This is a genomic window from Mesorhizobium shangrilense (assembly GCF_040537815.1).
GTDB lineage: Bacteria > Pseudomonadota > Alphaproteobacteria > Rhizobiales > Rhizobiaceae > Mesorhizobium > Mesorhizobium shangrilense.
The window spans coordinates 1,353,525-1,380,063 of sequence record NZ_JBEWSZ010000001.1; the positions used below are offsets into that span (position 1 = coordinate 1,353,525).

Below are 26,539 nucleotides of genomic sequence, written 5' to 3' on the forward strand. Positions count from 1 at the left end.
CGATGGCTGGAGGAAGCCGGGGTACCGACGAGAGCGAGGATGCCGTCACCGGCGTCAGCGAATGGTTACTATTTGCACCCACCGTGGCGGTTCCGCCGACGCCGGTGGCGCCACCCCTATCGCGTCCCGGTGACGATCGTGCGCCTCCTGCCATACCCTCGGCAAATCCAGTTCCGGAGGCCGGTGCTGTCGTGCGTTTGCACCGGCAGTTCGGCCGCCTTTCGTTATCCGGTTTCCGCGGCATGGTGGTGTCCGCAGCCAACCTTGAGCTTGATCGCGGCGTTGCCTTTCTGTTGGTGCCGGTATTCCTTGCACTCGGCGTGATCGGATACTTTTCGCTGGGTGAGGAACCCGGTTTTCCGAAGATTGTCGCTGTCGTTTTCCTGGCGGCATCATGCGCATTCGTCTCGCGATCCTACCGCAAAACCCATTTGTGTTTCATGATGGCGCTGCTTTGCGCGCTGGGTGTGCTTGCCGCCAAGGTTGAGACATGGCGCGCCGGAACGCAGATCCTCGGTTCCGAAATCTCGACGCGACTGACGGGGCGTGTCGTCTCGCTCGACCAGATGCCGAATGGCCGCGTCCGGCTGACGATCGATGTTCTCTCGACGACAAGACCGACCCTGCGCTACGCGCCCGAACGGGTCCGCCTTTCCGCGCGAAAAATACCCTCCGACATGACCGCCGGTTCCCAAGTCGCGGGCTATGTTCGGCTGTTGCCACCCACCGGTCCGGTCCGTCCGGACAGTTATGACTTCTCGTTTGACAGCTATTTCACCGGCATTGGCGCCAGCGGCTTCTTCCTCAGCAATCCGACGATCGTTCCTTCCGACGATATGCCGTTTGCGGCGCGGCTTGGGTCGTCGATCGAAAACGCGCGCGAAACCATCGCCGATCATATCCGCACCAGCATCGGTGGCGCCGAGGGCGAGATTGCCGCCGCGCTTATCGTCGGCGTTCGTGCCGGAATCCCCGAAGAGATCAACGAGGCGATGCGGCGCACCGGCATCTATCATGTCATCTCCATTTCAGGACTTCACATGGCGCTGGTTGCCGGCACGATCATGCTGCTGCTGCGCGGTTCATTCGCCTTGTTTCCGGATTTCTCCTCGCGCCGTCCGGTCAAGAAATACGCAGCCGCGGCCGCGCTTGTCTCGATCGCCGCCTTTCTCGTGATTTCCGGCATTGTGGTCGCGGCTGAGCGCAGTTTCATCATGCTTTCGGTCATGCTTGTCGCTGTGCTGTTCGATCGGGCGGCATTGACCATACGCAATCTCGCAATCTCAGCCATTGCCGTTATCGTCGTCTCGCCGCACGAGGTGGTCGGCCCCAGTTTCCAGATGTCCTTTGCGGCGACCGCTGCTCTCGTTGGTGCCTATGCCGGCTGGTCCGACTATCGCGCGCGCAAGGTCAGCACGCCGCCGCCGCGACGATCTCTGCCCGGCTTCCTCATGCGAAAACTGCTGCTGGCGACCGGAGGCCTCGCCATGACGTCCATCATAGCTGGAAGCGCGACGGCACTCTTTGCGATCTGGCATTTCCAGCGGGTGTCACCGTTCAGCCTGTTTGCCAATCTGGCCATCATGCCGATCGTGTCGGTGATCGTCATGCCCTTTGCGGTCTTCAGTTCGCTGGCCATGCCATTCGGAGCGGATGGGCCGTTCCTCTATGTCATGGGCAAGGGGCTGACAGCGATGATCGCGCTGTCAGCCTGGTTCTCTGAACGTTCGCCGATCGACGCGGTCGGGTTGATTTCGCTGCAATCGGTCTTGCTGGTGACAGTCGCCCTGATCATCGCGACGATGGCGACAACCTGGCTGCGGCTGGCGTCACTGCCTTTCGCGCTTGCCGGCCTGCTGACGATTTCCGACACGCGCGCGCCGGATGTACTGATTTCGGAAGATGCGCGGCTGGTGGCGTTGCCGATCGGCGGTGGCGAACTTGCAGTGAGCCGCGAGCGCCCCAACGAATTCACGGCGGACAACTGGAAGCGTGCGCTGCAATCCGAAACCATCATCAAGCCGGAGAGCTTCGGCCAAAGCGATCCACAATTCGACATCGCTGATGCCGCTGATCTGCCGCCGGGCGCGCCATTCTCATTCTATTGCAGTGACGATCTATGCGTTGCCCGACACCCGTCCGGCGCGATCGTTGTTTATGTGGAGGATCGCAAGAAAGCTTGGAAAGCCTGTCGTTTTGCTGATCTGATCGTCATCAACGACGCGACAGGCTACGACCCTTGCCGCAATCCGACGGTCCTCGTCGTCACCAAACGACAACTCGCCCGCACGGGAAGTGCCGCCGTCTTCTTCGACCCGCAATCAGCGACTTCGCGACCGAAAATAAGCTTCGCGGTCGACAGACCGTACCGGCCTTGGCACCAGCAACGAAAATTCTCACGCGAGGCGAGGGGGCTGCCGCCCTATCGCAAGCCCGACAAACCCGTTGCTGCGCCGGCTCAATAACGCCGGATCAGTCCGACGAGCTTGCCTTGCACCTTGACGCGGTCGGGTCCGAAGATCCGGGTTTCGTAGGCAGGGTTGGCGGCCTCCAAGGCGATCGAGGCGCCTTTGCGGCGGAAGCGTTTCAGCGTCGCTTCTTCATCGTCGACCAGCGCCACGACGATCTCGCCGGGACTTGCGGTGTCGGCGTTGCGGATGATGACAGTATCGCCGTCGAAGATGCCAGCCTCGATCATCGAATCGCCCTTGACCTCCAGCGCATAGTGGTCGCCGCCCATGATCATGTCTGGCGGCACCGAGATGGAATGGGTCTGGTGCTGGATGGCATCGATCGGCACACCGGCGGCGATGCGGCCCATCACCGGGATGGATATCGCGGAGACCGCGTCATCGTCATTGCCAGCGGAAGGCATGCGGGTGGGGGCTGGCTTGATCTGTCGACCCAGGCTGCCCTGGATGACGCTCGGTGAAAATTTGCGCGCCGCGTTGAGGCCGGGTGCAATGGAATCGGGAAGACGCAGCACTTCCAGCGCACGAGCCCTGTTGGGTAGCCGGCGAATGAACCCGCGCTCTTCCAGCGCAGTGATCAGCCGGTGAATTCCGGACTTGGAAGCGAGGTCGAGCGCTTCCTTCATTTCGTCGAACGACGGGGGAATTCCGCTTTCCTTCAGCCGTTCATGGATGAACATCAGAAGTTCATGTTGCTTGCGCGTCAGCATGGCGGCCCCCAAGGGATTCGAAGACGGGATCTGAAACCAGAATCAGAAAAACAAACCCAGAACAAACACTATCTGTTCCAGTTGTGTTCCGCAACCGTTTAAAGTTTAATGAATATGTTCAGAGGGTGGAAACCATGCAATGCCCGCGACGGTTACCACGACAGCGGGCCGTGGTTCCAAATTTTGGCTTGGCCAAATTGAAATCATTTCGTTTTTTGCCTCTTGCGCAACCGTACAGCAGTCCTCGCCTCGTCGCCCGGACAACGGAAAATAATCCATTTGCGAAGCGGTTTGCCTCGCGGGTTGCCTAGCCCGCACGTGAACGAAACGAAGCCAAACTGCCAACCATTGGCAATTGCGGAATCTCATTTCCGGTCTGCCGCAAGTGGCCCCTTGGGCAGAGAGACTGCTCCGCCTCGAGTGGGCGAACATCAGGCTCATCGTCTTGGGTGAACCAGGGCGGGATTTCAGGCAGGCGGGATTGCCCCGGCCAGCACTTGCGCATAGGCGCCGGCATCAATGTTTCCGCCTGAAATAACGCAGACGATATTGCCGGTCGCGTGCTCGCTGCAAAGGGCGGCGGCCAGCGATGCGGCGCCCGCGCCTTCGGCCACGATCTTTGCGGTCGAGAACAGGAGCCGCATCGCGTCCGTTACCTGCTCAAGGCTGACGGCAATGGCTCCGTCGATAGACTGGTTCGCCAACGGCCATAGCGCGGGCACCAGGGACGGTCCGCCAATGCTCTTGATGAAGGACGGTCGTGTCTTGATCTCGACAATGCGCCCGGCTGCCAGTGCGGCGGTGACTGGAGCCGCGTTCTCGTCCTCGACCGCAAAGACCTTCGCCTGCGGCCGCAGTGCCTTGAGCGCGCTTGCGACCCCGGTTGTCATGCCGCCGCCGCCATAGGGTGTCAGCACGCAGTCGACCTCCGGCAGATCCTCGACGATCTCCAGGCCGATCGTGCCATTGCCCGCCAGCACCGCCTGATCGGTGACGGGATTCACGAGGAGTTCATCGGTGTCCGGTTGTTCAACGCCGGTGATGTAGCGCCACCAGGTCTCATGGGAGACGAAACGCACCTCTCCGCCGAGGCGGCGAACCCCGTCAATCTTGGTTCGTGGGGCGTCGGAATACATGTAGGCGGCCATTGGAACGCCAAGCGCTCTTGCTGCCCAGGCCATGCCATAGGCCATGTTGCCGGAACTGACGGTCGCGACGCCATGCCTCAGCGCCTCCGCGTCGCGAGAGAGCAAGGCATTGAGCGCCGGCCTGACCTTGAAGGCCCCGATGGGCGACAAGGTCTCGAGCTTGAGGAATATCCGTTGATCGGCCCGGCCAAGATCGACCCGCAGCAATGGCGTTCGCGGCAACCAGGTAGCCAGCCGGTCGCCGGCGGCAGCGATCTCGTCAAGCGTTGGACGGCGCGGAGGCGCTGAAATCATCCGCCGACAGCTTTCAGGCTGCCAGCACGCGCCGCGTATTTGTTTGCACCGACGTCTTCGCTGTGGACATAGACATGCAGCGTGTAGCCGACGTGAGCGGTCATCAGCGCCTTTGCCCGTTCGACGTCACGATCGAGCGCCGCTTCCATGATTGCAGTGTGGTGTTCGATTGCAATCGCCTCACGCAGCGCGTCCATTGCCTCTTCGTAGCCATCCTTGAGGCCGGCGGCGGCCCGCAACGTCGGCGCGAGCCCAAGAAAGCGATGGTGCCGGCGCAGTTGATCCGAGATTGTCGAGCGGAATCGCAACAGCCAACTCGATGTTGCGGCACTCAGCAGGGCCGCGTGGAAAGCTTCATGGTTCTCGTCCCATCTGTCGACGGCCGCGTCGGAAGGATCATCGACCGCGGTCTTGCAACGCGACAGCCGGTAATGGGCGGTGACCACCGCATCTTCCCACGCACTGCCACCTTTCTCGATCGATTCCAGGAACAGGGGGATCTCAACAACCATTCTTGCGCGTGCCAGATCCTCAAGTTCGGCCCGCGACACGGGCGCGACGGCAAAGCCGCGGTTGCTGATGGCCGTGACCAGGCGTTCAGCTTCGAGCCGAGACAATGCTTCGCGCAGCGGCGTCCAACCGACGCCATAGATGCCGCGCAGCGCACTCAGCTTGAGCGGTGCGCCCGGCATGAGCCGCGTGGTGAGGATGTCCCGCCGCAGCAGCTGATAGGCCGCCTCCGTCTTTGTCGAGTTCTTCTGGTCCTGCATCGCGGTCCATTCATCATCTGGTGTGGGCAAAATTATATATGATACGGAAGCATGGCAAGAATTATATATAATGTTTGACATGCGCGGAGGGACTGACCATGATCGCCGCAGTTGCCGTCCTATAGCGGCGCTAATCAAATCTGGGAGGAAATGATGATGAAGTCGAAGTCCGCTTGGCTGTCGGGATTGGCCCTGGCTGGCGCGCTGATGGTCAGCGCCGGGAGTGCCGCCGCCGATCAGATCCGCATCGGCATCGCCAATTTCGGCGAGCATCCGCAGCTGAACGCCGCCATCGCCGGTTTCAAGAAGGCGCTCACCGCGAACGGCTTCGTCGAGGGCAAGGATGTCGTCTACTCCGAAAGCCACACCAATTTCGATGCGTCGCTGGTTCCGCAGATGATCGCCAAGCTGCAGGCGGAGCAGCCCAAGCTGATGTACACCATCACCACGCCGGTCTCGCAGATCGCCAAGAAGGCGCTTGCCGGCTCGGGCATCCCGATCGTCTTCGCGGCAGTGACCGATCCGGTCGCGGCCAAGCTCGTTCCGTCATGGGACTCTGGTGACGAAGGCATGACTGGCGCCACCGATCTCCAGGATGTCGCAGCGGTGATGGCTTTCACCAAGAAGCTGCTGCCGAACGCCAAACGCTTTGGCGTGCCTTACAATCCGGGCGAGGCGAACGACGTCGCGCTGCTTGAAAAGATCAAGGAAGCGGCGCCCGCGGCAGGGTTCGAAGTCGTCGAGGTCGGTATCGACAACGTCAACGACATCCAGCAGCGCATCGCTTCGCTGGCAGGCAAGGCCGACGTGATCTACGGACCCACATCGAACCTCATCCAGCCGGCGATCGCGGCTGTCTCGGCAGCAGCGCGTCAGGCCGGCATCCCCGTGGTCAATGCGGACGACAATGCGGTGCGTAGCGGTGTCGTGCCGGCGAGCTTCGCGGTCAACTACGAGCAGGTTGGCGTCAACGCGGGCAACATCGCGGCGGAAGTCCTGAAGGGCAAGGACCCGAAGGCGATCCCGCCTTCGCGCCCGGCCTACAAGGACCACGCAGCGCTGATCTCGAAGAAGGCGATGGCCGCGTTCGGCATCGAAATCCCGGCTTCGCTGGCGGATTGCGGCTGCATCGTCGACTGACATCGAGCTTCATCAAGCAGGTGGCGGCACCTTGAAGGGGCCGCCACCGTTTTCGGGAGGGCCTGATGCTCGAGATCCGATCCGCACGCAAGGTTTTCTACAAGGGCCAGGCCGACGAGAAGGTCGCGCTCGATGGCCTCGACCTGTCCCTCGCCACCGGCGATTTCGGTGTCGTCATCGGTTCGAACGGGGCCGGCAAGAGCAGCATGCTCAACGCCATTTCTGGTGCCCTTGTCCTCGATTCCGGCAGAATACTGATCAATGGCGCTGATGTTACCGACATGCCGGTGCACAAGCGCGCCACGAAATTGGCCCGTGTTTTCCAGGATCCGATGCGCGGCACCGCTGCCAGCATGACGGTGGCGGAGAACATGCTGCTGGCCGACCTGCGCAGCCACAAGCGCACCCTGCGGCAAGGGCTTAACCCCACCCGGCTCGCATCCTACAAGGAGCGCCTCTCGATACTGGGCCTTGGCCTTGAAAATCGGCTGGATACCCGCGTCGACCTGCTCTCGGGTGGGCAGCGACAGTCACTGTCGCTGATCATGGCCGTCGGCGGATCGCCGGACCTGCTGTTGCTTGATGAACATACGGCGGCACTCGACCCGCGCACCGCGGAGATCGTCATGCAGGCTACGGTGCGTGCCGTAAATGCACTAAAGCTTACCACCCTGATGGTGACCCACAACATGCAGCACGCCGTGGACTATGGCAGCCGCGTGATCATGCTCGACGCGGGCCGGGTCCGCCTGGAAGTCGCCGGTGAGGCGAAAGCCGGGGTTACGGTCATCGACCTCATCGGCCATTTCTCCGTCAAGACCGACCGCATGTTGTTGGCGAGCTGATCATCATGGATTTTGTTCAGGAAATTCTGACGAGCTTCGTCTCGATCATTCCCGTCACCTTGGCGCAAAGCCTCTTGCTGGCCTTCGTCGTGCTTGGGATCATGATCCCATTTCGGATGCTGAACTTTCCAGACCTCACCAGCGAGGGAGCGTTCCCACTGGGTGGCTGCGTCTGCGGTGTGCTTCTTGCCGCCGGCACATCACCGTTGATAGCCATCGCCGTCGCCCTTGCGGCGGGCTTTGTGGCGGGCTGTTGCACGGCCTTCATCCATCTGCGCTTCCGCATCCACACGCTGCTTGCGGGCATCCTGATGATGACGATGCTCTACAGCATCAACCTGCGTATCATGGGCAAGTCCAACCTCTCCGTCTTTGGTTCACCCACCGTATTCGACTGGGTGCCGTTCGCCCGGCCAGGTTTTCCGGCCAGCAAGATCGTTGTTGCAGGCCTGATCGCGTTTGCTGTCTTCCTGCTGCTCAACATGTTCTTCAAGACCGAGAAAGGCACGGCGGTCCGCGCAGTGGGCGCCAATCCCGACATGGCCGAAGCGCAGGGCATCAATGTCTGGGCGGCCACGATTGGCGGTGTCGGCTTGGCGAGCGCGTTCTCGGCGACCAGCGGCGCGCTGATGGTGCAGTCGCAAGGCTTTGCCGACGTCAATATGGGTCTCGGCATTCTCATCAACGGTCTTGCCGCCCTGATGATCGGCGAGGCCATTATCGGCAAGCAGACCGTGCGGCGCCAGTTGCTGGCGCCCTTTGTCGGAGCGATCGTCTACTACCAGCTGGTGTCGTTCTGCCTTGCCGCGGGAATGCCGCCACCGGATCTCAAGCTCGCCACCGGCCTGTTCGTGCTTGCCATGCTGGCACTGCCAAGCCTGAAGCGCAGCCGAGGGCCTGCGCTCGCGCGGGAAACCATTCGCGAATAACCAAGGACTGACTGATCATGAGTGCAATTCCCGATCTCGCTGCGATCGAGGCGATGGATGCGGCCGATCCCCTGCGTTCGATGCGTGACCGCTTCATCCTGCCGAAGGGGGTAATCTATCTCGACGGCAACTCGCTGGGTGCGGCGTCACACGCTGTTTTCGATGAGCTTCAGAAGGCTTCCACCCAGGAATGGGCTCAGGACCTCATCCGAGCGTGGAACACGGCCGGCTGGTTCGACACCCCGACAACCCTAGGCGATCAGCTCGGCCGCCTGATTGGTGCCGCCGCCGGCCAGACGGTGGTCTGTGACACGACGTCGATCAACATCTACAAGGTGTTGCATGCTGCGTTGGCGATGCGGCCGGACCGGTCGGTCATCGTTGCCGAGGGCGACAGTTTTCCCACCGATCTCTACATGGCCGAGGGCGTTGCCTCGACCCGGCCGGGCGCGGTGCTGCGCCTCGAAGGCGTCGACGCACCAAGCATCGAGGAGCTGATCGACGAGCGTGTCGCGGTCATCCTGGTCAACCACGTCAACTACAAGTCAGGCGAATTGCGCGACATGGTGGCGCTGACGCGCCGGGCGCATGAGGTCGGGGCGCTGATCGTCTGGGATCTGTGCCACACCGCCGGGGCGCTGCCGGTCGAACTCGACCGGGCCAATGCCGATTTCGCCGTCGGCTGCACCTACAAATACCTCAATGGCGGCCCGGGCGCGCCAGCCTTCATCTATGCGGCCAAGCGGCATCTTGCGGAGGTCCGCCAGCCGCTCAGCGGCTGGTGGGGACATGCACGGCCTTTTGCCTTCGAGCGGGGTTATGTGGCCGGCACCGGCATTCGCCGGTTCCTGTGTGGCACGCAGCCGATCCTGTCGATGCGGGCACTGAAAGGCGCGCTCGACATCTGGGATGATGTCGACATGGCGGCCTTGCGCAAGAAGAGCATCGCGCTGACCGACCTGTTCATCCAACTCGTCGAAGCGAAATGCGGCGCTTTCGGCCTCACGCTGGAGAGCACCCGCGATGGAAGCCGACGCGGCAGCCAGGTGTCGTTCCTTCACGACCACGGCTATCAGGTCATGCGGGCACTGATCGACCGCGGCGTGATCGGCGATTTCCGCGCGCCGTCGACCATCCGCTTCGGCTTCACGCCACTGTATGTCAGCTACAGGGATGTGTGGCAGGCGGTTGAGGTGCTGGAAGACATCCTGCGCACCGGCGCCTGGAAGGATCCACGTTTCGCCACCAAGGAAGCCGTGACCTGAGGCGAGGAGAGGTCGTTTCAGCCTCGCTTGAGATGGCGAGGCTGTTTGGCGGGCCGGCCCATTACGTCGAATGGGCCTTGGGCGTCATAACCTTGTGCGAACCTTCCAGAGTTCGGGAAACAGTTCGACCTCCAGCATCTTCTTCAGATAGGACGCACCAGACGTGCCACCGGTGCCGCGTTTCATGCCGATGATGCGCTCGACCGTCGTGACGTGGTTGAAGCGCCAGCGCCTGAAATAATCCTCGAAATCGACCAGCTTCTCGGCCAGTTCGTAGAACATCCAGTAGCGCTGCGGATCGCGATAGACGGACTGCCAGGCGACCAGGACTTCTTCGTTCTCGGTGCGGGTTTCACGCCAGTCCGTGCGCCTGGCATCGGCGCCGATGTCAAACCCGTTGCGGCCAAGCAGCAGGATCGCTTCGTCGTAGAGCGAAGGCGCCGCAAGAATCGCCTCCAGCTTTTCGGTCAGGTCCGGCCTGTGCTTGTGCGGGCCGAGCATGGCGAGGTTGCGATTGCCGGCCATGAACTCGATGGCGCGGTACTGCCAGGACTGGAAGCCCGAGGACTGGCCGAGAGAATCGCGGAACTCGGTGTATTCGCTGGGCGTCATCGTCCTCAGCACGTCCCAGGCATTGTTCAGCTGCTCGAAGATGCGGGCGACGCGCGACAGCATCTTGAAGCTCGGCTCGAGCCGGTCGGCGCGGATGGAGCGGATCGCGGCGCCGATCTCATGCAAAGCGAGCTTCATCCACAATTCCGACGTCTGATGCTGGATGATGAACAGCATCTCGTCGTGCGCTGACGACAGCGGCGCCTGGGCGTCGAGGATCTTCTCCAGGTGCAGATAGTCGCTGTAGGACATGCGCTCCTTGAACGACATCTCAGCGCCTTCGGACGAAGGATCGTATGGCTCGCTCAATGGATTTTCTCCGTGCGCAACCGGAAGCGCTGTATCTTGCCGGTCTGGGTCTTGGGCAGGGCGGCAATGAATTTGACTGATCGCGGATATTTGTAAGGGGCGATCGTCGCCTTGACGTGGTCCTGCAGGCGCTTGATGGTCAATGCATCGGGCGCCACGCCTTGCACGAGCACGACATACGCCTCGACGATCTGGCCGCGCTCGACATCCTCGGCGCCGATCACCGCGCATTCAGCAACATCCGCGTGCGACAGCAGCGCCGCCTCGACCTCGGGCCCGGCAATGTTGTAGCCGGCGCTGACGATCATATCGTCGGATCGCGCGGCGAAGTGGAAGAAACCGTCCTCGTCCTGCGTGAAGGTGTCGCCGGTGAGGTTCCAGCCGTCGCGGACATATTCCTTCTGCCTGGTATCGGCCATGTAGCGGCAACCGGTCGGCCCGCGCACCGCGAGCCTGCCTGTCATGCCGCGCGGCAGTTCGTTCATCTCATCGTCGACGATGCGCGCCTCGTAGCCGCCTACCGGCTTGCCGGTCGACGCAGGTTTCATGTCGTCGAAGCGGTTGGAGATGAAGATGTGCAGCATTTCGGTGGCGCCGATGCCGTCGAGGATCGGCTTGCCGGTCTTTTGCGTCCACTCTTCGAAGACTGGCGCTGGCAGCGTCTCGCCGGCCGAAACGGCGACGCGCAGCGATGAGAGGTCAGCGCCTTCGTCCATGGCCTTCAACATCGCGCGGTAGGCGGTGGGTGCGGTGAAGGAGACCGTCGCCTTATAGGTCTCGATGATGTGGATCATGTTGGGCGGCGTCGCCTGTTCCAGCAACGTTGCCGCCGCGCCGAAGCGCAATGGGAAGATGGCCAGGCCGCCAAGGCCGAAGGTGAAGGCGAGCGGTGGCGAGCCGACAAAGATGTCGTCTGGCGTCACCTGGAGAATTTCGCGCGCATAGGCGTCGGCGATGATCAGGAGGTCGCGGTGGAAATGCATCGTCGCCTTCGGCACGCCGGTCGTGCCCGAGGTGAAGCCGAGCAGGGCGACGTCGTCGCGGCCGGTGTTGACGGCGGTGAAGATCACCGGCTTGTCGAGAGCTGCGCGATCGAGTTCTGCATCATGGTTGGCGGTGCCGTCGAAGCCGATGACCTGTTTGAGGAATGCACTGTCCTTGGCGCATGCGGTCATCTCATCCATCAGCCTGGTGTCGCAGAGAGCAACCGTGATTTCCGCCTTGTCGACGATCTTGGCAAGCTCGCCGGCGCGCAGCATCGGCATGGTGTTGACAACCACGGCGCCGACCTTGGTGGCAGCCAGCCAGCAGGCGACCATGGCGGGATTGTTGGCCGAGCGGATCAGCACCCGGTTGCCCGGCTTGATGCCATAGTTCTCGACCAGCGCATGGGCCAGCCGGTTCGTCCAGTCGGACAATTCCTTGTAGGTGCGGCGGCGGCCGTTGCCGATCAGCGCCGTATGGTCGCCCAGGCCTTTTTCAACCAGCCTGTCCGTCAATTCGACACCGGCGTTGAGGCGCTCGGGATAGTCGAAGCCGTCAAGCAGGAAATCCGGCCACTGCTCCGGCGGCGGAAGGTTGTCACGCGTAAAGGTGTCCACATGCGCTGATGGCCCGAGCATTTTCGCGACTTTCCCCTGTCGTTATGGCCGCGGCACGAGGTTGCCCGGCTCCATTCTGCGTCTACTGTTTTAGGTGGAAGGTCGGTCCTGCCGGCCCCGGATCCGAGCGCGACGCCATTGGCACAGCCGTGGCTGAGCGACGGTATGTGGGTCTATCGGATGGCACAGTGAGATCTCCCGTTCTCGACTGAACATGACACAGCATCGCACTTGCCGAAATTTGTTTCAAGCCTAAAGGTTTTTGTCCCGAAGCATTGACGCCATCGGATTCGATGCTCATTGCTACGCGACTGAACGATGCGCTTTTTGGGGGAGGGTGCCGGTGCACGAACATCGAATCACCGATTGGGACAATGCCTATGCCAATGGCGCGAACATCGCCGCAAGCGACCGCTGGCCAGCCGCGTGGGTAGATCCAGCGCAAGCGTTTCGGGATGCGCTTTCAGCGGAGGGCAGGGCGCGGCTCGACGTCGCCTATGGGGATAGGACGCGTAATCGGCTCGATCTTTTCCTTCCAGCAACCCATCCCAAAGGGCTCGTGGTGTTCGTCCATGGCGGCTACTGGAAAGCCTTCGACAAGAGTTTCTGGTCGCATCTTGCCGCCGGCGCAGTTGGTCATGGCTATGCGGTTGCGATGCCCTCCTACACACTCTGCCCGGAGATACGCATTGCCGGCATCGTGCGGGAAGTCGGCGCGGCGATTGGCACGGCGGCGGAACTTGTCGAAGGGCCTTTGATGCTGACCGGACACTCGGCGGGCGGCCATCTTGTCAGCCGCATGGTGAGCGCGACCACGCCCCTGGCGTCGGTTGTTAGCCGGCGCATTCGCCATGTCGTGTCGATCTCAGGCGTGCATGATCTGCGCCCGCTGATGCGAACCGACATGAACACCGCATTGAAACTCGACGAGGCTGAGGCACTGTCTGAAAGCCCGGCGTTGCTGCGTCCCATGGACAATGCGCGCATCACCTGCTGGGTCGGCGGCGGCGAGCGCGCCGAATTCCTGCGCCAGAGCGCGTTGCTTGCCAATATCTGGACGGGCCTTGGAGCCACGATAGCCACGGTCGTAGAGCCGGATCGTCATCATTTCAGCATTGTCGACGGCCTTGCCGATCCGAAGCATGCGCTCACGCGAACCTTGGTCGCCGAATAGGCGCGACCTTCTTTTCCAATTTCTTATCAGAGGTTTGTCGCGCTTTGCTCAGCGCAGCATCAACACGCTGCAAGGCGCGCCTGCGGCGGCTGCGGGAGCAAACGGTGCACGAACGATCAGACCGTTGGCGTCAGCCAGCATTCTCAGCATCGATGAATCCTGGATGCCGAAAGGCGTCGCCACCAGCCCGTCGGCATCTTCCTTGACGACAGCCCGCACATAGTCCTGCCTGAGATCGTTGGCCGACATGGCGGCGCCCAGCCGTGCTTCACGCACATCCTGCCGATGGTCGCGGCCGCCAAGCCGCGCCAAAAGAGGTTTCAGGAACAATTGCGAGCAGACGAGGCTCGCCACCGGATTGCCGGGCAGGCCGACGCAGCGGATGTTGCCCATTCGCCCGAACATCAGTGGCTTTCCGGGGCGCATGGCGAGCTTCCAGAAGTCGAGTGTCATGCCTTCGCCGGTCAGCACGTCATGGATGAGGTCGTGGTCGCCGACCGAGGCGCCGCCAAGCGTGACGATGACATCCGCACCTGCCTCTACGGCCTTTTTCACCAAGGCGGCGATGGCCTCCTTGCGGTCGGCGGCGATACCAAGGTCGAGGACGCGGGCGCCGACCGACTGGGCGGCCGCGGCAACACCATACGCGTTGGATGAGATGATCTGGTCGGGGCCAAGCTCGCTGCCCGGTGGCAACAATTCGTCGCCGGTGGCGATGATCGCCGCCAGCGGCCGCTTGACCACATTCACATACGGATGGTTGGCGGACGCCGCCAGCGACAACGCCGCCGGATCGAGCAGGCGGCCTTTTTCGAGCAGGATATCGCCCTTCGAGAAGTCGAGCCCAATGCGGCGGATGTTGCGCCCCTCGGCAGTCGGTTCGGTCACTTCGATGCCGCCGCCGCCAAGGTCGCGGACGTTTTCCTGGATGACGATGGTATCGGCGCCTTCGGGCAGCGGCGCTCCGGTGAAAATGCGCACGGCCTGCGCCTTGCCGACAACGCCATCAAAACCACGTCCGGCCGGTGCCATGCCGATCACCGAAAGGCGCGCCGGCATGGATGCCACATCGGCGGCGCGCGCGGCATAGCCGTCCATGGCTGAGGCATTGAAAGGCGGCTGGGTGCGCAGCGCGACGACCGGTTCGGCCAGCACGCGGTCGGCCGCGTCCATCAGGGCGACGGATTCACGGCCGGATGAGCCCGCGCCATCCAGCAGGCGTTCGAGTGCTTCGGCAACCGGAACCAGTGCCATCTATGCGTCACCCCCGGATTCGCCGGCCTTGTAGTCGCCGGACTTGCCGCCGGTCTTTTCGATTAGCCTTATGCCGGAAATGACCATGGCGCGATCAACCGCCTTGGCCATGTCATAGATCGTCAGGCACGCAACCGAGGCCGCCGTCAGCGCCTCCATCTCGACACCGGTCTTGCCGGTCACACGGGCCAGTGCCGTGACCTTCAGGCCGGGCAGCTTCGCGTCCGGTTCTATGTCGACCGAAACCTTGGTCAGAAGCAGGGGATGGCAGAGCGGAATAAGCTCATGCGCTTTCTTGGCGGCCATGATGCCGGCGATGCGCGCCGTACCTAGGACATCACCCTTCTTGGCATTGCCGGCGAGAATCATTTCGAGCGTTTCAGGCAGCATCGAGACAAAGCCTTCGGCGATCGCCGTGCGCGTCGTCTCGGCCTTGTCGCCGACATCGACCATGTTGGCCTCGCCCTGTGCGCCAAGGTGGGTGAGGGCGGCCTTCATCGTCAGATCGCCTCGGCCGGCGCCTTGCCAGTCAGAAGCAGTCGGGTTGCCGCGCTAACATCCTGCTGCCGCATCAAGCTCTCGCCGACGAGGAAGGTGCCGATGCCGGTCTTCTGCATCCTGAGGCAATCGTCATGGGTGAAGATACCGCTCTCGCTGACCAGCAGGCGGCCGCCCGGCACCATCGACGCCAGCCGCTCTGATGTCTCAAGGCTGGTTTCGAACGTCCTGAGATTGCGGTTGTTGATGCCGATCAACTGCGATGACAGTTTCAGCGCGCGTTCCGTCTCGGCCTCGTCGTGCACCTCGATTAGTGCGTCCATGCCGAGTTCGAATGCCGTCGCTTCAAGTTCGTTCGCCAAGGCATCATCGACGCTGGCCATGATGATCAGGATGGCATCCGCGCCCCAGGCCCGTGCCTCATACACCTGGTAGGGATCGAACAGGAAATCCTTGCGTAGTGCGGGCAGGGCGACGGCTGCTCTTGCACTGGTCAAAAATTCCGGCGCTCCCTGGAAGGAGGGTGCGTCGGTCAGCACCGAAAGGCAGGCGGCGCCACCTGCCTCATAGGCCTGCGCGAGCGCCGGTGGATCGAAATCGGCACGGATCAGCCCTTTGGAAGGACTAGCCTTCTTGATCTCGGCGATCAGGGCGAAGTTGCCCGATCTGCGCTTCGCCTCGAGTGCCGCGAGAAAGCCACGCGGCGCAGAGGCGTCCTTTGCCCGCGCCTTGATTTCGGCAAGCGGTATCAATGCCTTTGCCGCCGCGATCTCGTCGCGCTTGTAGGTCTCGATCTTGCGCAGGATGTCGGACATTCTTCTAACCGTTCGAAATCTCGATCAGCCTGTCGAGCACGGCAAGCGACCGGCCACTGTCGATGGCCTGCGCTGCCGCGGCAATGCCATCAGCAAGCGTGGTTGCCTTGCCCGCGACCACAAGTCCGGCGCCGGCATTCATCAGCACGGTGTCGCGATAGGCACCCGCAGCACCGCCCAGCATGTCACGCAACGCCTTCGCGTTATAGGCGGCGTCGCCACCGCGCAGTTCATCCTTGGTATGCCGCTTCAGCCCAACGGCTTCCGGGGTCAATGTGAAACTGCGGATCTCGCCGCCAACCAGCTCGGCCACATGCGTTTCGCCGGTGGTGGTGATCTCGTCATAGCCGTCGCCATGAACGACCCAGACATGACCGGCGCCCAGTGCTTTCAGCGTCTCGGCCACAGGCATGATCCATTCGGGCAGGAACACGCCAACCATCTGCCTGCTGACGCTGGCCGGATTGGAGAGCGGTCCAAGCAGATTGAAGATCGTGCGCGTGCCGAGTTCGACCCGGGTTGGGCCGACATGCTTCATCGCCGGATGGTGCGCCGGCGCGAACATGAAGCCGACGCCGGCCTCGTGGATGCAGCGGCTGATCGCCTCGGGAGGAAGGTCTATCTTGACGCCAAGCGCGATCAGGACGTCGGCGGAACCGGTCAGCGAGGACAGGCCGCGGTTGCCGTGCTTGGCCACTGGTACGCCGCTGGCGGCGATGACGAAAGCAGATGCCGTGGAAATGTTGACGCTATGCGAATTGTCGCCGCCGGTGCCGACGATATCGATGGCGCCCTCAGGTGCCTCTACGCGCAGCATCTTGGCACGCATGGTCGCGACGGCGCCGGAAATCTCGCTCACCGTTTCGCCGCGCACACGCAGCGCCATCAGGAAGCCACCGATCTGGCCAGGCGTGGCATCGCCCGACATGATGATATCGAAGGCCTCGCGCGCTTCCTCGAAGGAAAGGGCGGTCCCGGTGGCGACCTTGGCGATATGTGTCTTCAGCGCGCTCATCTTGTCGAGGCTTGCGCAACGGCGGCCTGATCGATGCGAACGTCGTATTGCGTCTGCAACTGTGCCACCAACTCATCGAGCAGGTCATCCGACATGCCGGCGTTGAAGGATTTCTGGGCATCTTCCGGCACGGAGCTGGCATCGGCCCCGGCGGGCTCGAACACCTCCGCCACCTTGAACAGGATCTGGCCATCGCCGGTGGGCGAGGGGATCAGTCCGGTGCCGCCTTCGCCAACGCCGAACATCGCCGCTGCCCCTGCCTTGCCGAAATCGACGTCGTCGGCGTCACGCTTGACGCCACGCTTGGTCTGTTTCTCGAGCTTGAGCTCGCCGGCAATCGCGTCGAGCGTGGTGCCGGCCTTGAGGCGCTTTTCGAGTTCGTCCGCCTTGGCCGCGAGACGTTTTGTCGTTTCCGCCGCCGTCCAGTCCGCGACCACTTTCTGGCGCACTTCATCGAGCGTGCGGTCACGAGCGGGCGTGATTGAATCGGCCTCGTAGAAAACGAAGCCGTTGTCGCCTGTCGTCAGCGCATCATTCTCCGTGTGCGGTTCGGCGGCGAACACCGCCTTGATCAGGTCGGGCGATTCCGGCAGGTCCTTGACGATCGTTCCATCCGGTCTCAAGCCCATGCGATCGATCGCATCGATGGTGACGACCTTCAGTTTCAACTTGGCCGCCGAATCCGCAAGCGAACTGCCAGCCGCGCGGGCGTCCTCGTAATTGTCATGTACGTCCAGCAGGATGCGGCTCGCCTCGCCCATCGCCAGGTCCTTGCGGATCTGATCGGAGACCTCGGCCAGGGACTTGGTCACTTCAGGCTTGATCTCGGTGACGCGCAGCAAAACTGCACCAAAGGTGCCCTGTACCACGGGGCTGACTTCATTGACGTTGAGCGCGAAGGCCGCATCGGCAACAGCCTTGTCGGCGATCTTGTCCTTGGTGAGTGTGCCAAGCAGCGTATCGGCCTGCGTTTTGCCTTCAGCGATGATGATCTTGTCGAAGGTGGCGCCAGTCTTGAGCGAATCGAGTGCTGCCTTGGCGGCCTCGGGAGTCTTGAACACCAGTTGCTCGATGGTGCGCTGTTCGGGCGTTGTGTAGCGGCCCTTGTTCTTGTTGTAGTCGTCGCTGACTTGAGCGTCGGTCACGGAAGTCACATCCATGATGTCGACCGGCTCGAGCCGGACATAAGAGAATTTGCGGTATTCGGGTGCCGCGTAGGCCTTCTTATTTGCGTCGAAATAGGCCGAAAGGACGCTGTCGGACGGTGCCTCCACCGGCTCCACCAAGGCTTTCGGCAAGGTCAGATAGTCGATGGTGCGGTCTTCGCCGCGATAGAGAGCGACTGCCTTGAAGAACGTGTCCGGGGCCTTGAGCCCGTCGGAAACCGCTTCGACGATCTGCTGGCGCACCGCCACCTGGGCTCGGTTCTTCAGGTAGTCTTCCGGCCGCATGCCGACCTCGCGCAGCAGGTATTCGAATGTTCTGCGGTCAAATGTGCCGCCAGGTCCCTTAAAGGCGGGATCTTCGCGCGTCAGCTCAGCCAGCCGGTCCTTGGAAAGGCCGAGGCCGAGCTTGCGCGCCTGTTCGTCGAGAACGGCGCCAGACACCAGCTGCGCCAGCACCTGATTGTCGATGCCAAGTGCTTTCGCCTGCTCGTGGGTGATGCGCTGGCCGAATTGCTGCGACATCACGCTGAGTTGGCGATCATAGGCCAGACGATATTCGTTGATCGACACTTTGGTGCCGCCAGCCGTAATCACCGAGTCGTGCCCGGCGAATCCGCCCATCAGCCGCCCGGAAATGCCCCAGGCGAGGAAACTCACCACAAGCAGCGAAAGCAGTGTCTTCGCGACCCAGGTCCCCGCCGCGTTTCTCAAGATACCAAGCATGGTTACTTCCGATTTATGCGCATTTTCGCATGCGCCGAGTCTGAAACAAGCGCAATAGCGCCCTTCCGGCCCACTGTCGATTGCTTTGTGGCTTGATTTTGGTAGTGAGGGCGAGAGCCGAATATTGCCCGGAGAAACAAACCCATGACGCTAGGAATCCGCCCGTTGATCGCCGGCAACTGGAAAATGAACGGTACCAGCGCCTCTCTCAATGAGCTCAGGATGATCGGCAATGGTTTCATGAGTGGGCTGGACGCGGATACCGAAGCGCTGGTCTGCGTTCCCGCGACCCTGCTTGCGCACGCCGCCGAGATCCTTTCGCGTACCCCCGTGCGGGCGGGCGGCGAGGATTGCCACCCCAAGGAAAGCGGTGCGTATACCGGCTGCATTTCAGCTGAGATGCTGAAGGATGCTGGCGCCAGCCACGTCATCGTCGGCCATTCCGAGTGTCGCGAGCAGTGCGGCGACGACGACGCCACAGTGCAGGCGAAGGCGTCAGCCGCATGGCGCGCCGGGCTGATCGCCATCGTCTGCATTGGCGAGACCAAGGCCGAGCGCGAGGTGGGCGCGACGCTCGACATATTGTCCCGCCAGGTCGACGGCTCCGTACCGTCAAATGCAACCGCGTCGAATACAGTCATTGCCTATGAGCCAGTGTGGGCGATCGGGACAGGGCTGACGCCGACCGCCGCTGATGTTGCCGAGGCGCACGCGCACATCCGCGAAAGACTGACCGAGAAGCTCGGGACCGCGGCGGCGAAGATCCGGATTCTCTACGGTGGTTCGGTCAAGCCATCCAACGCCGTCGAACTGCTCGGCGTGAAGAACGTCGATGGCGCGCTGGTCGGCGGCGCCAGCCTGAAAGCGGCGGACTTTCTCGCAATCGCGGAAGCGTATCGCAGTATTTGAAGCCCGGTCGTAGACCTCGGTTGGGGCCTACGCGGCGGCGTAAGTCGTTGCAAAGGACGTATTGCTTCCCATATTCGGCCCACGGGCTTGGAAATGCCGTTAAAGCATTGTATTGAGCCGCCTCCAAATCACCGGCCTTGTCCACGACTGGGCGAAGCCTTGCCAGGATAAACTATGCAAACCGTACTGATCGTCGTTCACCTCATGGTTGTGCTCGCCCTTGTCGGCGTGGTGCTGCTGCAACGCTCTGAAGGCGGCGGTCTTGGCATCGGCGGCGGATCGGGCTTCATGACCGCGCGCGGTGCCGCCAACGCGCTGACGCGGGCAACGGCGATCCTGGCGGCGGCTTTCTTCGTCACGTCACTGACCCTGTCCATCGTTGCCCGCTACGGCGAGAAGCCGACCGACATCCTCGATCGCGTACCGGCAACCTCGGATAACGCAGGCAAGGGTGTGCTCAACCAACTGCCCGGCACCGCGACGCCAACGCCGCCTTCGGGCACTACGGCACCCGCGACGCCTGCCAAGCCGGTGCCGCCCTCGGGCAACGACGCGGCTGCGACGCCGCCGGCAACAGCGCCCGCGACGCCGCCGGCAGCGGGTTCGACGACGCAGCCGGCGACAAATGGCGTTACGCTGCCGGTCACGCCTCAGGTTCCGAACCAGTAGGCCGGGTCTTCCGCCGCGATCTGTTGTCGATAGAACACAGTCGCGGCAAATGCCGCGCTATCACGAAGATTCGACTGCGTGCAGCGCAACAGCGCGCTTGAGACGCCGCCGTTTAATCGACTATAGATTGCAAGCGGCATTTTCGGCGTCCTTGGGGGGCGCCGGGCGACGCCGTGGGCAACAAGCATAGAACGATCGGATCTTCGCCATGCAGCTTCGCAGCTTCATTTTCCTGGGACTTTGCGCCGCACTCGGCCTGAGTTCCGCGGCCTTCGCCGGTACGCCGGTAAACATGACCGCATCGCCTTCGGTCGAGAGAACCGATGTCATCAACGTCGCCGTCAAAAGTGACGCGGCGCAACTGAGGCTTCTTAAAAAGAAGAAGAACCCGACGTCCGAGGACCTCGCACAGATCAGCAAGCTCGAGGCCAAGATAGCTGCCGACAAGGAGGCCGCTCAGGCCAAGGCGCTCGAGGCCAGGAAGCTGGCGATGCGCGAAGCGGCCAAGGCCAGGGCTGACGCGGAACGGCAGGCCTTCCTTGCTTCGAAGGGCAAGCCCGCCGCGACCGAGGTGGCCGATGCCAAGCCTTCCAAGAAAACCGTCAAGATCATCGAGCAGGCGGAGCCGGTCGCGCCTATCGCGCCGATCCAATCGGCAGAGCCGATCCCGGCGGAGGCTATGAATGTCGCACTGACGGGTAACAACAGCGAACTGCGCAGCGAGGCGCCTGGGCAGAAGCAGCAGAGCGCCGGCCTCTTTGCCGGGCTGTTCGGCGGCACCTCCTCCTCTTCCTCGATTGCATATCTTCCCGAGACGCGCGCTCTCGATGCCGCGCTCGCCAAGAAGGAAGCCAAAAGGCAGTTCAAGGTAAAGCCGGAATTCGTCCCCCAGGATGTGACGTTCACCGGATATGAGGCAGGCACCATCGTCATCGATACCAGCGCGCGCCGCCTCTATCTGGTCGAATCGTCGACCACCGCGCGCCGCTATGCGATCGCGGTCGGCCGCGAGGGCCTGCAGTTCAAGGGCACCGTTGCCGTTGGCGACAAGCAGGAATGGCCGCGGTGGATCCCGACGCTCGACATGCAGAAGCGCGAGCCCAGTCACTATGGCCGCTTCAAGGATGGCATGCCCGGTGGTGGCGAGAATCCGCTCGGAGCACGCGCCATCTATCTTTACGACGGGAAGAAGGACACCCATCTTCGCATTCACGGCACCATTGCGCCGCAGTCGATCGGAACCAGCGCCTCCAATGGCTGCTTCCGCATGATCAACGAGCACGTCATGGATCTCTATAGCCGCGTGAAGGTCGGAACCAAGGTCGTCATCATCTGACGCCTTCGACGATATTGCCGAAAGGGCCGGCTTTCGCCGGCCCTTTTGTTTTGACTTGCCCTGCGGGGCACCATGCCTTTTTGGGAAAAAACCCTAGCGGCCGTTTTTTCTCTGGCGGAATCAATTCGGCCGCGTTAAGCGATGACTCCCATGGCGCGATATGTATTCATCACAGGCGGCGTGGTTTCCTCACTTGGAAAAGGCATAGCCGCAGCGGCCCTTGGGGCTCTCTTGCAGGCGCGAGGCTATCGCGCACGCATCAAAAAACTCGATCCCTATCTGAATGTCGATCCCGGAACGATGTCGCCGTATCAGCACGGCGAGGTGTTCGTTACCGATGACGGGGCCGAGACCGATCTCGATCTTGGTCACTATGAGCGCTTCACCGGCCGCTCTGCCAACCAGCAAGACAACATCACCACCGGGCGTATCTACAAGAACATCATCGAGCGCGAGCGGCGCGGCGATTATCTTGGCGCCACCGTGCAGGTCATCCCCCACGTCACCGACGAGATCAAGAATTTCGTCCTCAACGGCAATGACGACTACGACTTCGTGCTGTGCGAGATCGGCGGCACCGTTGGCGACATCGAGGCGATGCCGTTTCTCGAAGCGATTCGTCAGCTTGGCAACGATTTGCCACGCAACAACGCCGTCTATGTGCATCTGACACTGATGCCGTACATTCCAACCGCCGGCGAGCTGAAGACCAAGCCGACGCAGCATTCGGTCAAGGAGCTGCGCGGCATCGGCATCGCGCCGGACATCCTGCTGGTTCGCGCCGACCGGCCTATCCCGAAGGAAGAACGGCGCAAGCTGTCGCTGTTCTGCAATGTGCGGGAAAGTGCCGTCATCCAGGCGCTGGATGTGCCGCACATCTACGACGTGCCGATGGCCTACCACAATGAGGGGCTTGATTCGGAAGTGCTCGCCGCGTTCGGCATCGAGCCGGCGCCGAAGCCGCGCATGGATCCATGGCAGGCTGTCTCCAACCGCATTCACAACCCGGAAGGCGAAGTAACCATCGCCGTGGTCGGCAAGTACACCGGCCTCAAGGATGCCTACAAATCGCTGATCGAGGCGCTGTCACATGGCGGCCTTGCCAACCGGGTCAAGGTCAAGCTCGACTGGATCGAAAGCGAGATATTCGAGAAGGAAGACCCGACGCCCTGGCTTGAAAAGGTGCACGGCATCCTTGTGCCCGGCGGCTTTGGCGAGCGTGGCTCCGAAGGCAAGATTCTCGCGGCGAAATTCGCACGCGAGCGAAAGGTACCGTATTTCGGCATCTGCTTCGGCATGCAGATGGCCTGCATTGAAGCGGCGCGCTCACTGGCCGGCGTCGAGCATGCGTCGTCGACCGAATTCGGTCCAACCAAGGAGCCCGTCGTTGGTCTGATGACCGAATGGCTGAAGGGCAACATGCTGGAGAAGCGTCGTGCAACCGGCGATCTCGGCGGCACGATGCGGCTCGGCGCCTATGAGGCCGACCTCGCCCAGGGATCGAAGATTGCCGAGATCTATGGTGACACCCGCATCTCGGAGCGCCACCGGCACCGCTACGAGGTCAATGTCGACTACAAGCAGCAGCTTGAGGATTGCGGCCTGGTGTTTGCCGGCATGTCACCCGATGGCGTGTTGCCGGAGACGGTCGAATATCCGGATCATCCCTGGTTTATCGGCGTGCAATATCACCCGGAGCTGAAAAGCCGGCCGCTTGATCCGCATCCGCTGTTTGCCAGCTTCATCGAGGCCGCCGTGGAGCAGTCGCGGCTGGTGTAGGCAAGGCACCGGTTCACCTGATGCAAACCTATGTCGCGCTCCTCTACAGCATCATCCTGGGCGAGGGGCGCAGGGTGGTCATGTCCGATCTCAAGGCCGTGGCGGAAGGTCTTGGCCTGAAGAACCCGCGTACACTCGTTGCGACCGGCAATCTGGTTTTCGACACCGACGAGACCGAGATTGCCGGGCTGGAGTTGTTGCTGGAGACCGCGTTCGAAAAGACTTTTGGCCGGCATGTCGACATCATCGTGCGCGACGCAGCTGGCTGGCGGATGCTGGCGTCCGGAAACCCGTTTCCCGCCGAATCGGCGGCTGCAGGGGATCAGGTTGCGGTTCGGGTGATGCGTAGGCCGGTTCCAGCCGAATCTGTCGCTGATCTGGAGGCCTATGTCGGCCGAGATGAGAAGATGCAGGCGGTCGGCGGCGACATCTGGATTGTCTTTTCGCGAGAGACGCCGAACTCACGGCTACTCACGGCGACAAGCCACAAACGCCTGGGTATCGGCACCTCGCGCAACTGGAACACCGTGCGCCGGCTGGCCGAAATGGTCGGAGCATAGAGACGGGGCGGCATTGCCGCCGCCCCGCGAGATTGTCTGTCAGGCCTTGGCTGTCCTGGCGCCTGCGCCCAGGGCCGCGGTTCGCATCACATAGTAGATGACGCCGCCGATAGCGACGCCGAAGAACCAGCCATAGACACCCCACCAGGATGGCAGCAGGCTGGTGAAGTTGGGCAGGATCGACGAGAAGATCGCGCCGATGCCAGCCGCGATGAAGGCATTGACATGCCAGCCGCCCTGGAAGCGGAATTCGCCGTCTTCCCGGTAGAGTGCGTCGACGTCGACCTCACCCTTCCGGATCAGGTAGTAGTCGACCATCATCACCCCGAAGATCGGCCCCATCGTCGCGCCGATGATGTTGACGAAGGAGGCAGCGCTGCCTTCCCACGGCGCGAAGGGATAGAGCACCAGTGCGATCACCGCGGCGATATAGCCGCCCTTCTTGAAGTCGATCTGACGGGGAAAGACGTTGGAGAAGTCGAACGCCGGCGACACGAAATTCGCAACCACATTGATGCCAAGCGTCGCCACGGCAAAGGTCAGGGCCGCGAGTGCCGCCAGGAACCAGCTGTCGAACTTCGCCGAGATCTGGTCGGGGTGCAGCAGCACTTCGTGATAGACGTCGAAGGCGGCAATGGTGGTGACGCCGGCGACCAGCGAAAACAGGATGAGGTTGATCGGCAGGCCCCAGATATTGCCCTTGCGCAGCGACGCCTTGTCGGGCGCATAGCGGGCGAAATCACAGAAGTTGAGATAGAGCGCCGAAAAATAGGTCACCCAGATCGCGGCCACCGCAAACAGCGAGGTCCACGAGCCCGGTGTGCCAGGCACGCCGGCATCCTTGGTCTTTTCGAGGAGCACGTCCATCGGAATGTCGCTGGTGAGGGCGAACCTTCCAGACTTGAAGCAGAGATAAACGGCCAGGATCAGCATCATCACCCACACGGCAGGCCCAGCCCAGTCCTGGAAGCGGCGCACCGTTTCCATGCCTCTCTGGATGATCAGGAGCTGCAGTGCCCAGATGATCACGAAACAAATGACTTCCAGGCCCGAATGGCCCAGGAAATGCGTCGACTTGTTGAAGTCGTCGAACCACGGCAAGCGGGTCAGCAGCGCCACGATGGCGCCGGACGCCGCTGCTGTCTGTGCGCCGTACCAGAAGCAGGCAACGACGGCACGCACCAGGGCCGGCACATTGGCCCCCCAGATGCCAAAGGAAGCGCGGGCAAGCACGGGGTAGGGCACCCCGGTCTTCACACCGGCATAACCGACCATGTTCATCAATGCGTAGATGATGAGCGAACCGATGCCGATGGCGATGATGAAATTGACGAAACCACCGCAGAACAGGAAGAGACTGGCAGCCAGGTAGTAGCCCCAGAGACTGTGGACGTCCGACGTCCAGACGTTGAAAATCGAGAATGGCCCCCAGTTTCGAACCTTCGCCGGAGCGAGATCCTCATTGTACAGGCCAGGTGATGCGCCTTGTATTGTCATTGTGATGTGTTCCCCTTTTTGCCGGACGCGCCCTCACGCGTTGGCCACGCAGGTTAAGCCTGACGCAAGGGAAGCGGCAACGGAGTGATTTGCCGGCTTTGGCCTTAAAGATATTCAATGGGAATCACTGTTATCGGCAGCGAGCGGGTTGCCGTGATTCTCTCTCGCCAATGATTCGCGGCCAATTCGCCGTGGTTCGGCCAATCCGAAATTTTTTTCAGCCAACCGCCATTTTGTTGGGAACCAAATGGCCGGCTGCGAGTTTGGTGGTGTTCGATCGCAACGCGATCGACGGGAGGAAACTATGGATCGCTTGCATTTCTTTTCGCCGGTGCGAATTACGCGCGGGCAAGGACACCCCTTGGAAGAAGTCGACAGCGTAGCCGAAGCAATGGTATTTCTGCGGAAATGGCCAACCGGGCGGCGCGGGCCGGTGTATCAATGCGCGCTGAATTGCTGTTCCGCGGCTTTGTCGGGACAGATGTCGCCCGAGGAAGCGAGGAAGGCTTTCACGGGTTTTGCCCGGATTACGCGCTTGCTGGACGATGAGTCGGCAATGCCCATGGGCGGTGAAAGCATGGGGCATGTATACGCCCTGCGGCGGTAAACGCCTGATCCGGATTGCTACTTCAACGTCTGCGCTCGTAGAGGGTGCAGACGTGGGTGGTCTTTGCCCCCGCTGCTCACCTGCGAGTGTCTCCTGTGCTACGCTAGTGCGCGCCTTTGATGCGTCGCCTCGCGCGTGGCGCCATGTTGCTGGTCCAAATGATCGGCTGGCGGCGATCACGGCACGATCGGGAGAAAGAACAATGCCCAAATGGCTCAAGATGGTTTTGGGAACGGTTGGCGCCATCGCCATCGCATTGGTATGGGCAATAGCGGCCACATGGATGGGGGCTCCATCCATCCTGATCACGGTCGGAGCGGTCGCGATAGGGGCGGGGACTTACACCTACTTTGGCCAAGGCTCGAGCTGATGGCTATCCGCCTGAAGCGACAGCCAAAGCGTTCAATCTGAAGCGACTCTCCAGCGTTACCTATCCACAACGG

25 protein-coding genes are annotated in these 26,539 nt (G+C 62.0%); 13 read left to right on the forward strand and 12 right to left on the reverse strand.

Annotated features, from left to right (window positions below; genetic code table 11):
- Nucleotides 1-2 precede the first annotated feature (2 nt).
- A complete protein-coding gene (locus ABVQ20_RS06850; RefSeq protein ID WP_354458782.1) occupies nucleotides 3-2,465 on the forward strand; it encodes a ComEC/Rec2 family competence protein in 2,463 nt (820 codons plus the stop codon).
- Here the strand turns inward: ABVQ20_RS06850 and lexA are convergent.
- From lexA to ABVQ20_RS06865, 3 genes are all read right to left on the reverse strand, one after another.
- Nucleotides 2,459-3,181: a transcriptional repressor LexA gene (lexA, locus tag ABVQ20_RS06855; RefSeq protein WP_354458783.1), complete on the reverse strand. Its 723-nt coding sequence runs from the start codon at nucleotides 3,179-3,181 to the stop codon at nucleotides 2,459-2,461. The two genes, ABVQ20_RS06850 and lexA, sit on opposite strands and share 7 nt — an antisense overlap.
- A gap of 467 nt (nucleotides 3,182-3,648) precedes the next feature.
- Complete coding sequence (locus tag ABVQ20_RS06860; protein WP_354458784.1) at nucleotides 3,649-4,623, reverse strand: pyridoxal-phosphate dependent enzyme; 975 nt, start codon at nucleotides 4,621-4,623, stop codon at nucleotides 3,649-3,651.
- Nucleotides 4,620-5,393, reverse strand: a complete 774-nt coding sequence (locus ABVQ20_RS06865; protein WP_354458785.1) for a GntR family transcriptional regulator — start codon at nucleotides 5,391-5,393, stop codon at nucleotides 4,620-4,622. The genes ABVQ20_RS06860 and ABVQ20_RS06865 overlap by 4 nt, the downstream gene beginning before the upstream one ends.
- 153 nt (nucleotides 5,394-5,546) lie before the next feature.
- Here ABVQ20_RS06865 and ABVQ20_RS06870 point away from each other — a divergent pair, with 153 nt between their 5' ends.
- From ABVQ20_RS06870 to kynU, 4 genes are all read left to right on the forward strand, one after another.
- The gene (locus tag ABVQ20_RS06870) at nucleotides 5,547-6,533 is read left to right on the forward strand and encodes an ABC transporter substrate-binding protein (RefSeq protein ID WP_354458786.1); all 987 of its coding nucleotides are present in this window, start codon (nucleotides 5,547-5,549) and stop codon (nucleotides 6,531-6,533) included.
- A gap of 65 nt (nucleotides 6,534-6,598) precedes the next feature.
- Nucleotides 6,599-7,378: an ABC transporter ATP-binding protein gene (locus ABVQ20_RS06875; protein ID WP_354458787.1), complete on the forward strand. Its 780-nt coding sequence runs from the start codon at nucleotides 6,599-6,601 to the stop codon at nucleotides 7,376-7,378.
- A 5-nt stretch (nucleotides 7,379-7,383) separates the two neighbouring features.
- Nucleotides 7,384-8,307 (forward strand): ABC transporter permease, encoded by a 924-nt coding sequence (locus ABVQ20_RS06880; protein ID WP_354458788.1) that lies wholly within the window; start codon nucleotides 7,384-7,386, stop codon nucleotides 8,305-8,307.
- A 17-nt stretch (nucleotides 8,308-8,324) separates the two neighbouring features.
- Nucleotides 8,325-9,572 carry a kynureninase gene (gene kynU, locus ABVQ20_RS06885; protein ID WP_354458789.1) on the forward strand — a complete coding sequence of 416 codons (1,248 nt, stop codon included), beginning with the start codon at nucleotides 8,325-8,327 and terminating at the stop codon, nucleotides 9,570-9,572.
- Nucleotides 9,573-9,656: 84 nt separating this feature from the next.
- On the opposite strand, the gene kynA is transcribed toward kynU, so the two are convergent.
- Both kynA and ABVQ20_RS06895 read right to left on the reverse strand, forming a co-directional pair.
- Entirely contained in the window at nucleotides 9,657-10,493 is an 837-nt protein-coding gene (gene kynA, locus ABVQ20_RS06890) for a tryptophan 2,3-dioxygenase (protein WP_354458790.1), read from the reverse strand.
- Nucleotides 10,490-12,115, reverse strand: a complete 1,626-nt coding sequence (locus ABVQ20_RS06895) for an AMP-binding protein (protein ID WP_354458791.1) — start codon at nucleotides 12,113-12,115, stop codon at nucleotides 10,490-10,492. The genes kynA and ABVQ20_RS06895 overlap by 4 nt, the downstream gene beginning before the upstream one ends.
- Before the next feature lie 322 nt (nucleotides 12,116-12,437).
- On the opposite strand from ABVQ20_RS06895, the gene ABVQ20_RS06900 reads away from it, so the two are divergent.
- Nucleotides 12,438-13,268, forward strand: coding sequence for a hormone-sensitive lipase (locus ABVQ20_RS06900; RefSeq protein WP_354458792.1), 831 nt, complete (start codon nucleotides 12,438-12,440; stop codon nucleotides 13,266-13,268).
- Between the two features lie 48 nt (nucleotides 13,269-13,316).
- On the opposite strand, the gene ABVQ20_RS06905 is transcribed toward ABVQ20_RS06900, so the two are convergent.
- The 5 genes from ABVQ20_RS06905 to ABVQ20_RS06925 are packed head-to-tail and all read right to left on the reverse strand — an operon-like array spanning nucleotide 13,317 to nucleotide 18,739.
- On the reverse strand, nucleotides 13,317-14,522 hold the full coding sequence (locus ABVQ20_RS06905) for a molybdopterin molybdotransferase MoeA (protein ID WP_354458793.1): 1,206 nt from the start codon (nucleotides 14,520-14,522) through the stop codon (nucleotides 13,317-13,319).
- Nucleotides 14,523-15,020 carry a cyclic pyranopterin monophosphate synthase MoaC gene (gene moaC / locus ABVQ20_RS06910; RefSeq protein ID WP_354458794.1) on the reverse strand — a complete coding sequence of 166 codons (498 nt, stop codon included), beginning with the start codon at nucleotides 15,018-15,020 and terminating at the stop codon, nucleotides 14,523-14,525.
- Between the two features lie 2 nt (nucleotides 15,021-15,022).
- A complete protein-coding gene (gene trpC / locus ABVQ20_RS06915) occupies nucleotides 15,023-15,835 on the reverse strand; it encodes an indole-3-glycerol phosphate synthase TrpC (protein ID WP_354458795.1) in 813 nt (270 codons plus the stop codon).
- Between the two features lie 4 nt (nucleotides 15,836-15,839).
- A complete protein-coding gene (gene trpD, locus ABVQ20_RS06920; RefSeq protein ID WP_354458796.1) occupies nucleotides 15,840-16,850 on the reverse strand; it encodes an anthranilate phosphoribosyltransferase in 1,011 nt (336 codons plus the stop codon).
- Nucleotides 16,847-18,739 carry a SurA N-terminal domain-containing protein gene (locus ABVQ20_RS06925; protein ID WP_354458797.1) on the reverse strand — a complete coding sequence of 631 codons (1,893 nt, stop codon included), beginning with the start codon at nucleotides 18,737-18,739 and terminating at the stop codon, nucleotides 16,847-16,849. The genes trpD and ABVQ20_RS06925 overlap by 4 nt, the downstream gene beginning before the upstream one ends.
- Before the next feature lie 144 nt (nucleotides 18,740-18,883).
- Between ABVQ20_RS06925 and tpiA the strand changes: the two genes are divergently transcribed.
- Both tpiA and secG read left to right on the forward strand, forming a co-directional pair.
- Nucleotides 18,884-19,648 carry a triose-phosphate isomerase gene (gene tpiA / locus ABVQ20_RS06930; RefSeq protein WP_354458798.1) on the forward strand — a complete coding sequence of 255 codons (765 nt, stop codon included), beginning with the start codon at nucleotides 18,884-18,886 and terminating at the stop codon, nucleotides 19,646-19,648.
- A 174-nt stretch (nucleotides 19,649-19,822) separates the two neighbouring features.
- Nucleotides 19,823-20,317 (forward strand): preprotein translocase subunit SecG, encoded by a 495-nt coding sequence (gene secG / locus ABVQ20_RS06935; RefSeq protein ID WP_354458799.1) that lies wholly within the window; start codon nucleotides 19,823-19,825, stop codon nucleotides 20,315-20,317.
- On the opposite strand, the gene ABVQ20_RS06940 is transcribed toward secG, so the two are convergent.
- Nucleotides 20,299-20,457, reverse strand: a complete 159-nt coding sequence (locus tag ABVQ20_RS06940) for a hypothetical protein (protein WP_354458800.1) — start codon at nucleotides 20,455-20,457, stop codon at nucleotides 20,299-20,301. The two genes, secG and ABVQ20_RS06940, sit on opposite strands and share 19 nt — an antisense overlap.
- A gap of 68 nt (nucleotides 20,458-20,525) precedes the next feature.
- Between ABVQ20_RS06940 and ABVQ20_RS06945 the strand changes: the two genes are divergently transcribed.
- From ABVQ20_RS06945 to ABVQ20_RS06955, 3 genes are all read left to right on the forward strand, one after another.
- Nucleotides 20,526-21,653 (forward strand): L,D-transpeptidase, encoded by a 1,128-nt coding sequence (locus ABVQ20_RS06945; RefSeq protein ID WP_354458801.1) that lies wholly within the window; start codon nucleotides 20,526-20,528, stop codon nucleotides 21,651-21,653.
- Nucleotides 21,654-21,794: 141 nt separating this feature from the next.
- Nucleotides 21,795-23,432: a CTP synthase gene (pyrG, locus tag ABVQ20_RS06950; protein WP_354458802.1), complete on the forward strand. Its 1,638-nt coding sequence runs from the start codon at nucleotides 21,795-21,797 to the stop codon at nucleotides 23,430-23,432.
- 20 nt (nucleotides 23,433-23,452) lie between these two features.
- Complete coding sequence (locus tag ABVQ20_RS06955; protein WP_354458803.1) at nucleotides 23,453-23,992, forward strand: DUF1697 domain-containing protein; 540 nt, start codon at nucleotides 23,453-23,455, stop codon at nucleotides 23,990-23,992.
- Nucleotides 23,993-24,031: 39 nt separating this feature from the next.
- Here ABVQ20_RS06955 and ABVQ20_RS06960 read toward each other — a convergent pair whose 3' ends face one another.
- Nucleotides 24,032-25,489 (reverse strand): NCS1 family nucleobase:cation symporter-1, encoded by a 1,458-nt coding sequence (locus tag ABVQ20_RS06960; protein WP_354458804.1) that lies wholly within the window; start codon nucleotides 25,487-25,489, stop codon nucleotides 24,032-24,034.
- Nucleotides 25,490-25,793: 304 nt separating this feature from the next.
- On the opposite strand from ABVQ20_RS06960, the gene ABVQ20_RS06965 reads away from it, so the two are divergent.
- Nucleotides 25,794-26,096: a DUF982 domain-containing protein gene (locus tag ABVQ20_RS06965; RefSeq protein WP_354458805.1), complete on the forward strand. Its 303-nt coding sequence runs from the start codon at nucleotides 25,794-25,796 to the stop codon at nucleotides 26,094-26,096.
- Nucleotides 26,097-26,298: 202 nt separating this feature from the next.
- Nucleotides 26,299-26,466 carry a hypothetical protein gene (locus ABVQ20_RS06970; protein WP_354458806.1) on the forward strand — a complete coding sequence of 56 codons (168 nt, stop codon included), beginning with the start codon at nucleotides 26,299-26,301 and terminating at the stop codon, nucleotides 26,464-26,466.
- The last annotated feature ends 73 nt before the right edge of the window (nucleotides 26,467-26,539 follow it).

Bases quoted from the DNA above. Each gene is read 5' to 3' on its own strand.
- ABVQ20_RS06970 (WP_354458806.1), top strand. From the start codon at position 26,299: ATGCCCAAATGGCTCAAGATGGTTTTGGGAACGGTTGGCGCCATCGCC.
- ABVQ20_RS06940 (WP_354458800.1), bottom strand. From the start codon at position 20,457: ATGCCGCTTGCAATCTATAGTCGATTAAACGGCGGCGTCTCAAGCGCG.
- ABVQ20_RS06875 (WP_354458787.1), top strand. From the start codon at position 6,599: ATGCTCGAGATCCGATCCGCACGCAAGGTTTTCTACAAGGGCCAGGCC.
- ABVQ20_RS06945 (WP_354458801.1), top strand. From the start codon at position 20,526: ATGCAGCTTCGCAGCTTCATTTTCCTGGGACTTTGCGCCGCACTCGGC.
- ABVQ20_RS06850 (WP_354458782.1), top strand. From the start codon at position 3: ATGGCTGGAGGAAGCCGGGGTACCGACGAGAGCGAGGATGCCGTCACC.
- secG (WP_354458799.1), top strand. From the start codon at position 19,823: ATGCAAACCGTACTGATCGTCGTTCACCTCATGGTTGTGCTCGCCCTT.
- ABVQ20_RS06865 (WP_354458785.1), bottom strand. From the start codon at position 5,393: ATGCAGGACCAGAAGAACTCGACAAAGACGGAGGCGGCCTATCAGCTG.
- moaC (WP_354458794.1), bottom strand. From the start codon at position 15,020: ATGAAGGCCGCCCTCACCCACCTTGGCGCACAGGGCGAGGCCAACATG.
- ABVQ20_RS06870 (WP_354458786.1), top strand. From the start codon at position 5,547: ATGATGAAGTCGAAGTCCGCTTGGCTGTCGGGATTGGCCCTGGCTGGC.
- ABVQ20_RS06880 (WP_354458788.1), top strand. From the start codon at position 7,384: ATGGATTTTGTTCAGGAAATTCTGACGAGCTTCGTCTCGATCATTCCC.
- pyrG (WP_354458802.1), top strand. From the start codon at position 21,795: ATGACTCCCATGGCGCGATATGTATTCATCACAGGCGGCGTGGTTTCC.
- kynU (WP_354458789.1), top strand. From the start codon at position 8,325: ATGAGTGCAATTCCCGATCTCGCTGCGATCGAGGCGATGGATGCGGCC.
- tpiA (WP_354458798.1), top strand. From the start codon at position 18,884: ATGACGCTAGGAATCCGCCCGTTGATCGCCGGCAACTGGAAAATGAAC.
- lexA (WP_354458783.1), bottom strand. From the start codon at position 3,181: ATGCTGACGCGCAAGCAACATGAACTTCTGATGTTCATCCATGAACGG.
- ABVQ20_RS06905 (WP_354458793.1), bottom strand. From the start codon at position 14,522: ATGGCACTGGTTCCGGTTGCCGAAGCACTCGAACGCCTGCTGGATGGC.
- ABVQ20_RS06955 (WP_354458803.1), top strand. From the start codon at position 23,453: ATGCAAACCTATGTCGCGCTCCTCTACAGCATCATCCTGGGCGAGGGG.
- trpC (WP_354458795.1), bottom strand. From the start codon at position 15,835: ATGTCCGACATCCTGCGCAAGATCGAGACCTACAAGCGCGACGAGATC.
- ABVQ20_RS06860 (WP_354458784.1), bottom strand. From the start codon at position 4,623: ATGATTTCAGCGCCTCCGCGCCGTCCAACGCTTGACGAGATCGCTGCC.
- ABVQ20_RS06960 (WP_354458804.1), bottom strand. From the start codon at position 25,489: ATGACAATACAAGGCGCATCACCTGGCCTGTACAATGAGGATCTCGCT.
- ABVQ20_RS06965 (WP_354458805.1), top strand. From the start codon at position 25,794: ATGGATCGCTTGCATTTCTTTTCGCCGGTGCGAATTACGCGCGGGCAA.
- ABVQ20_RS06895 (WP_354458791.1), bottom strand. From the start codon at position 12,115: ATGCTCGGGCCATCAGCGCATGTGGACACCTTTACGCGTGACAACCTT.
- trpD (WP_354458796.1), bottom strand. From the start codon at position 16,850: ATGAGCGCGCTGAAGACACATATCGCCAAGGTCGCCACCGGGACCGCC.
- ABVQ20_RS06925 (WP_354458797.1), bottom strand. From the start codon at position 18,739: ATGCTTGGTATCTTGAGAAACGCGGCGGGGACCTGGGTCGCGAAGACA.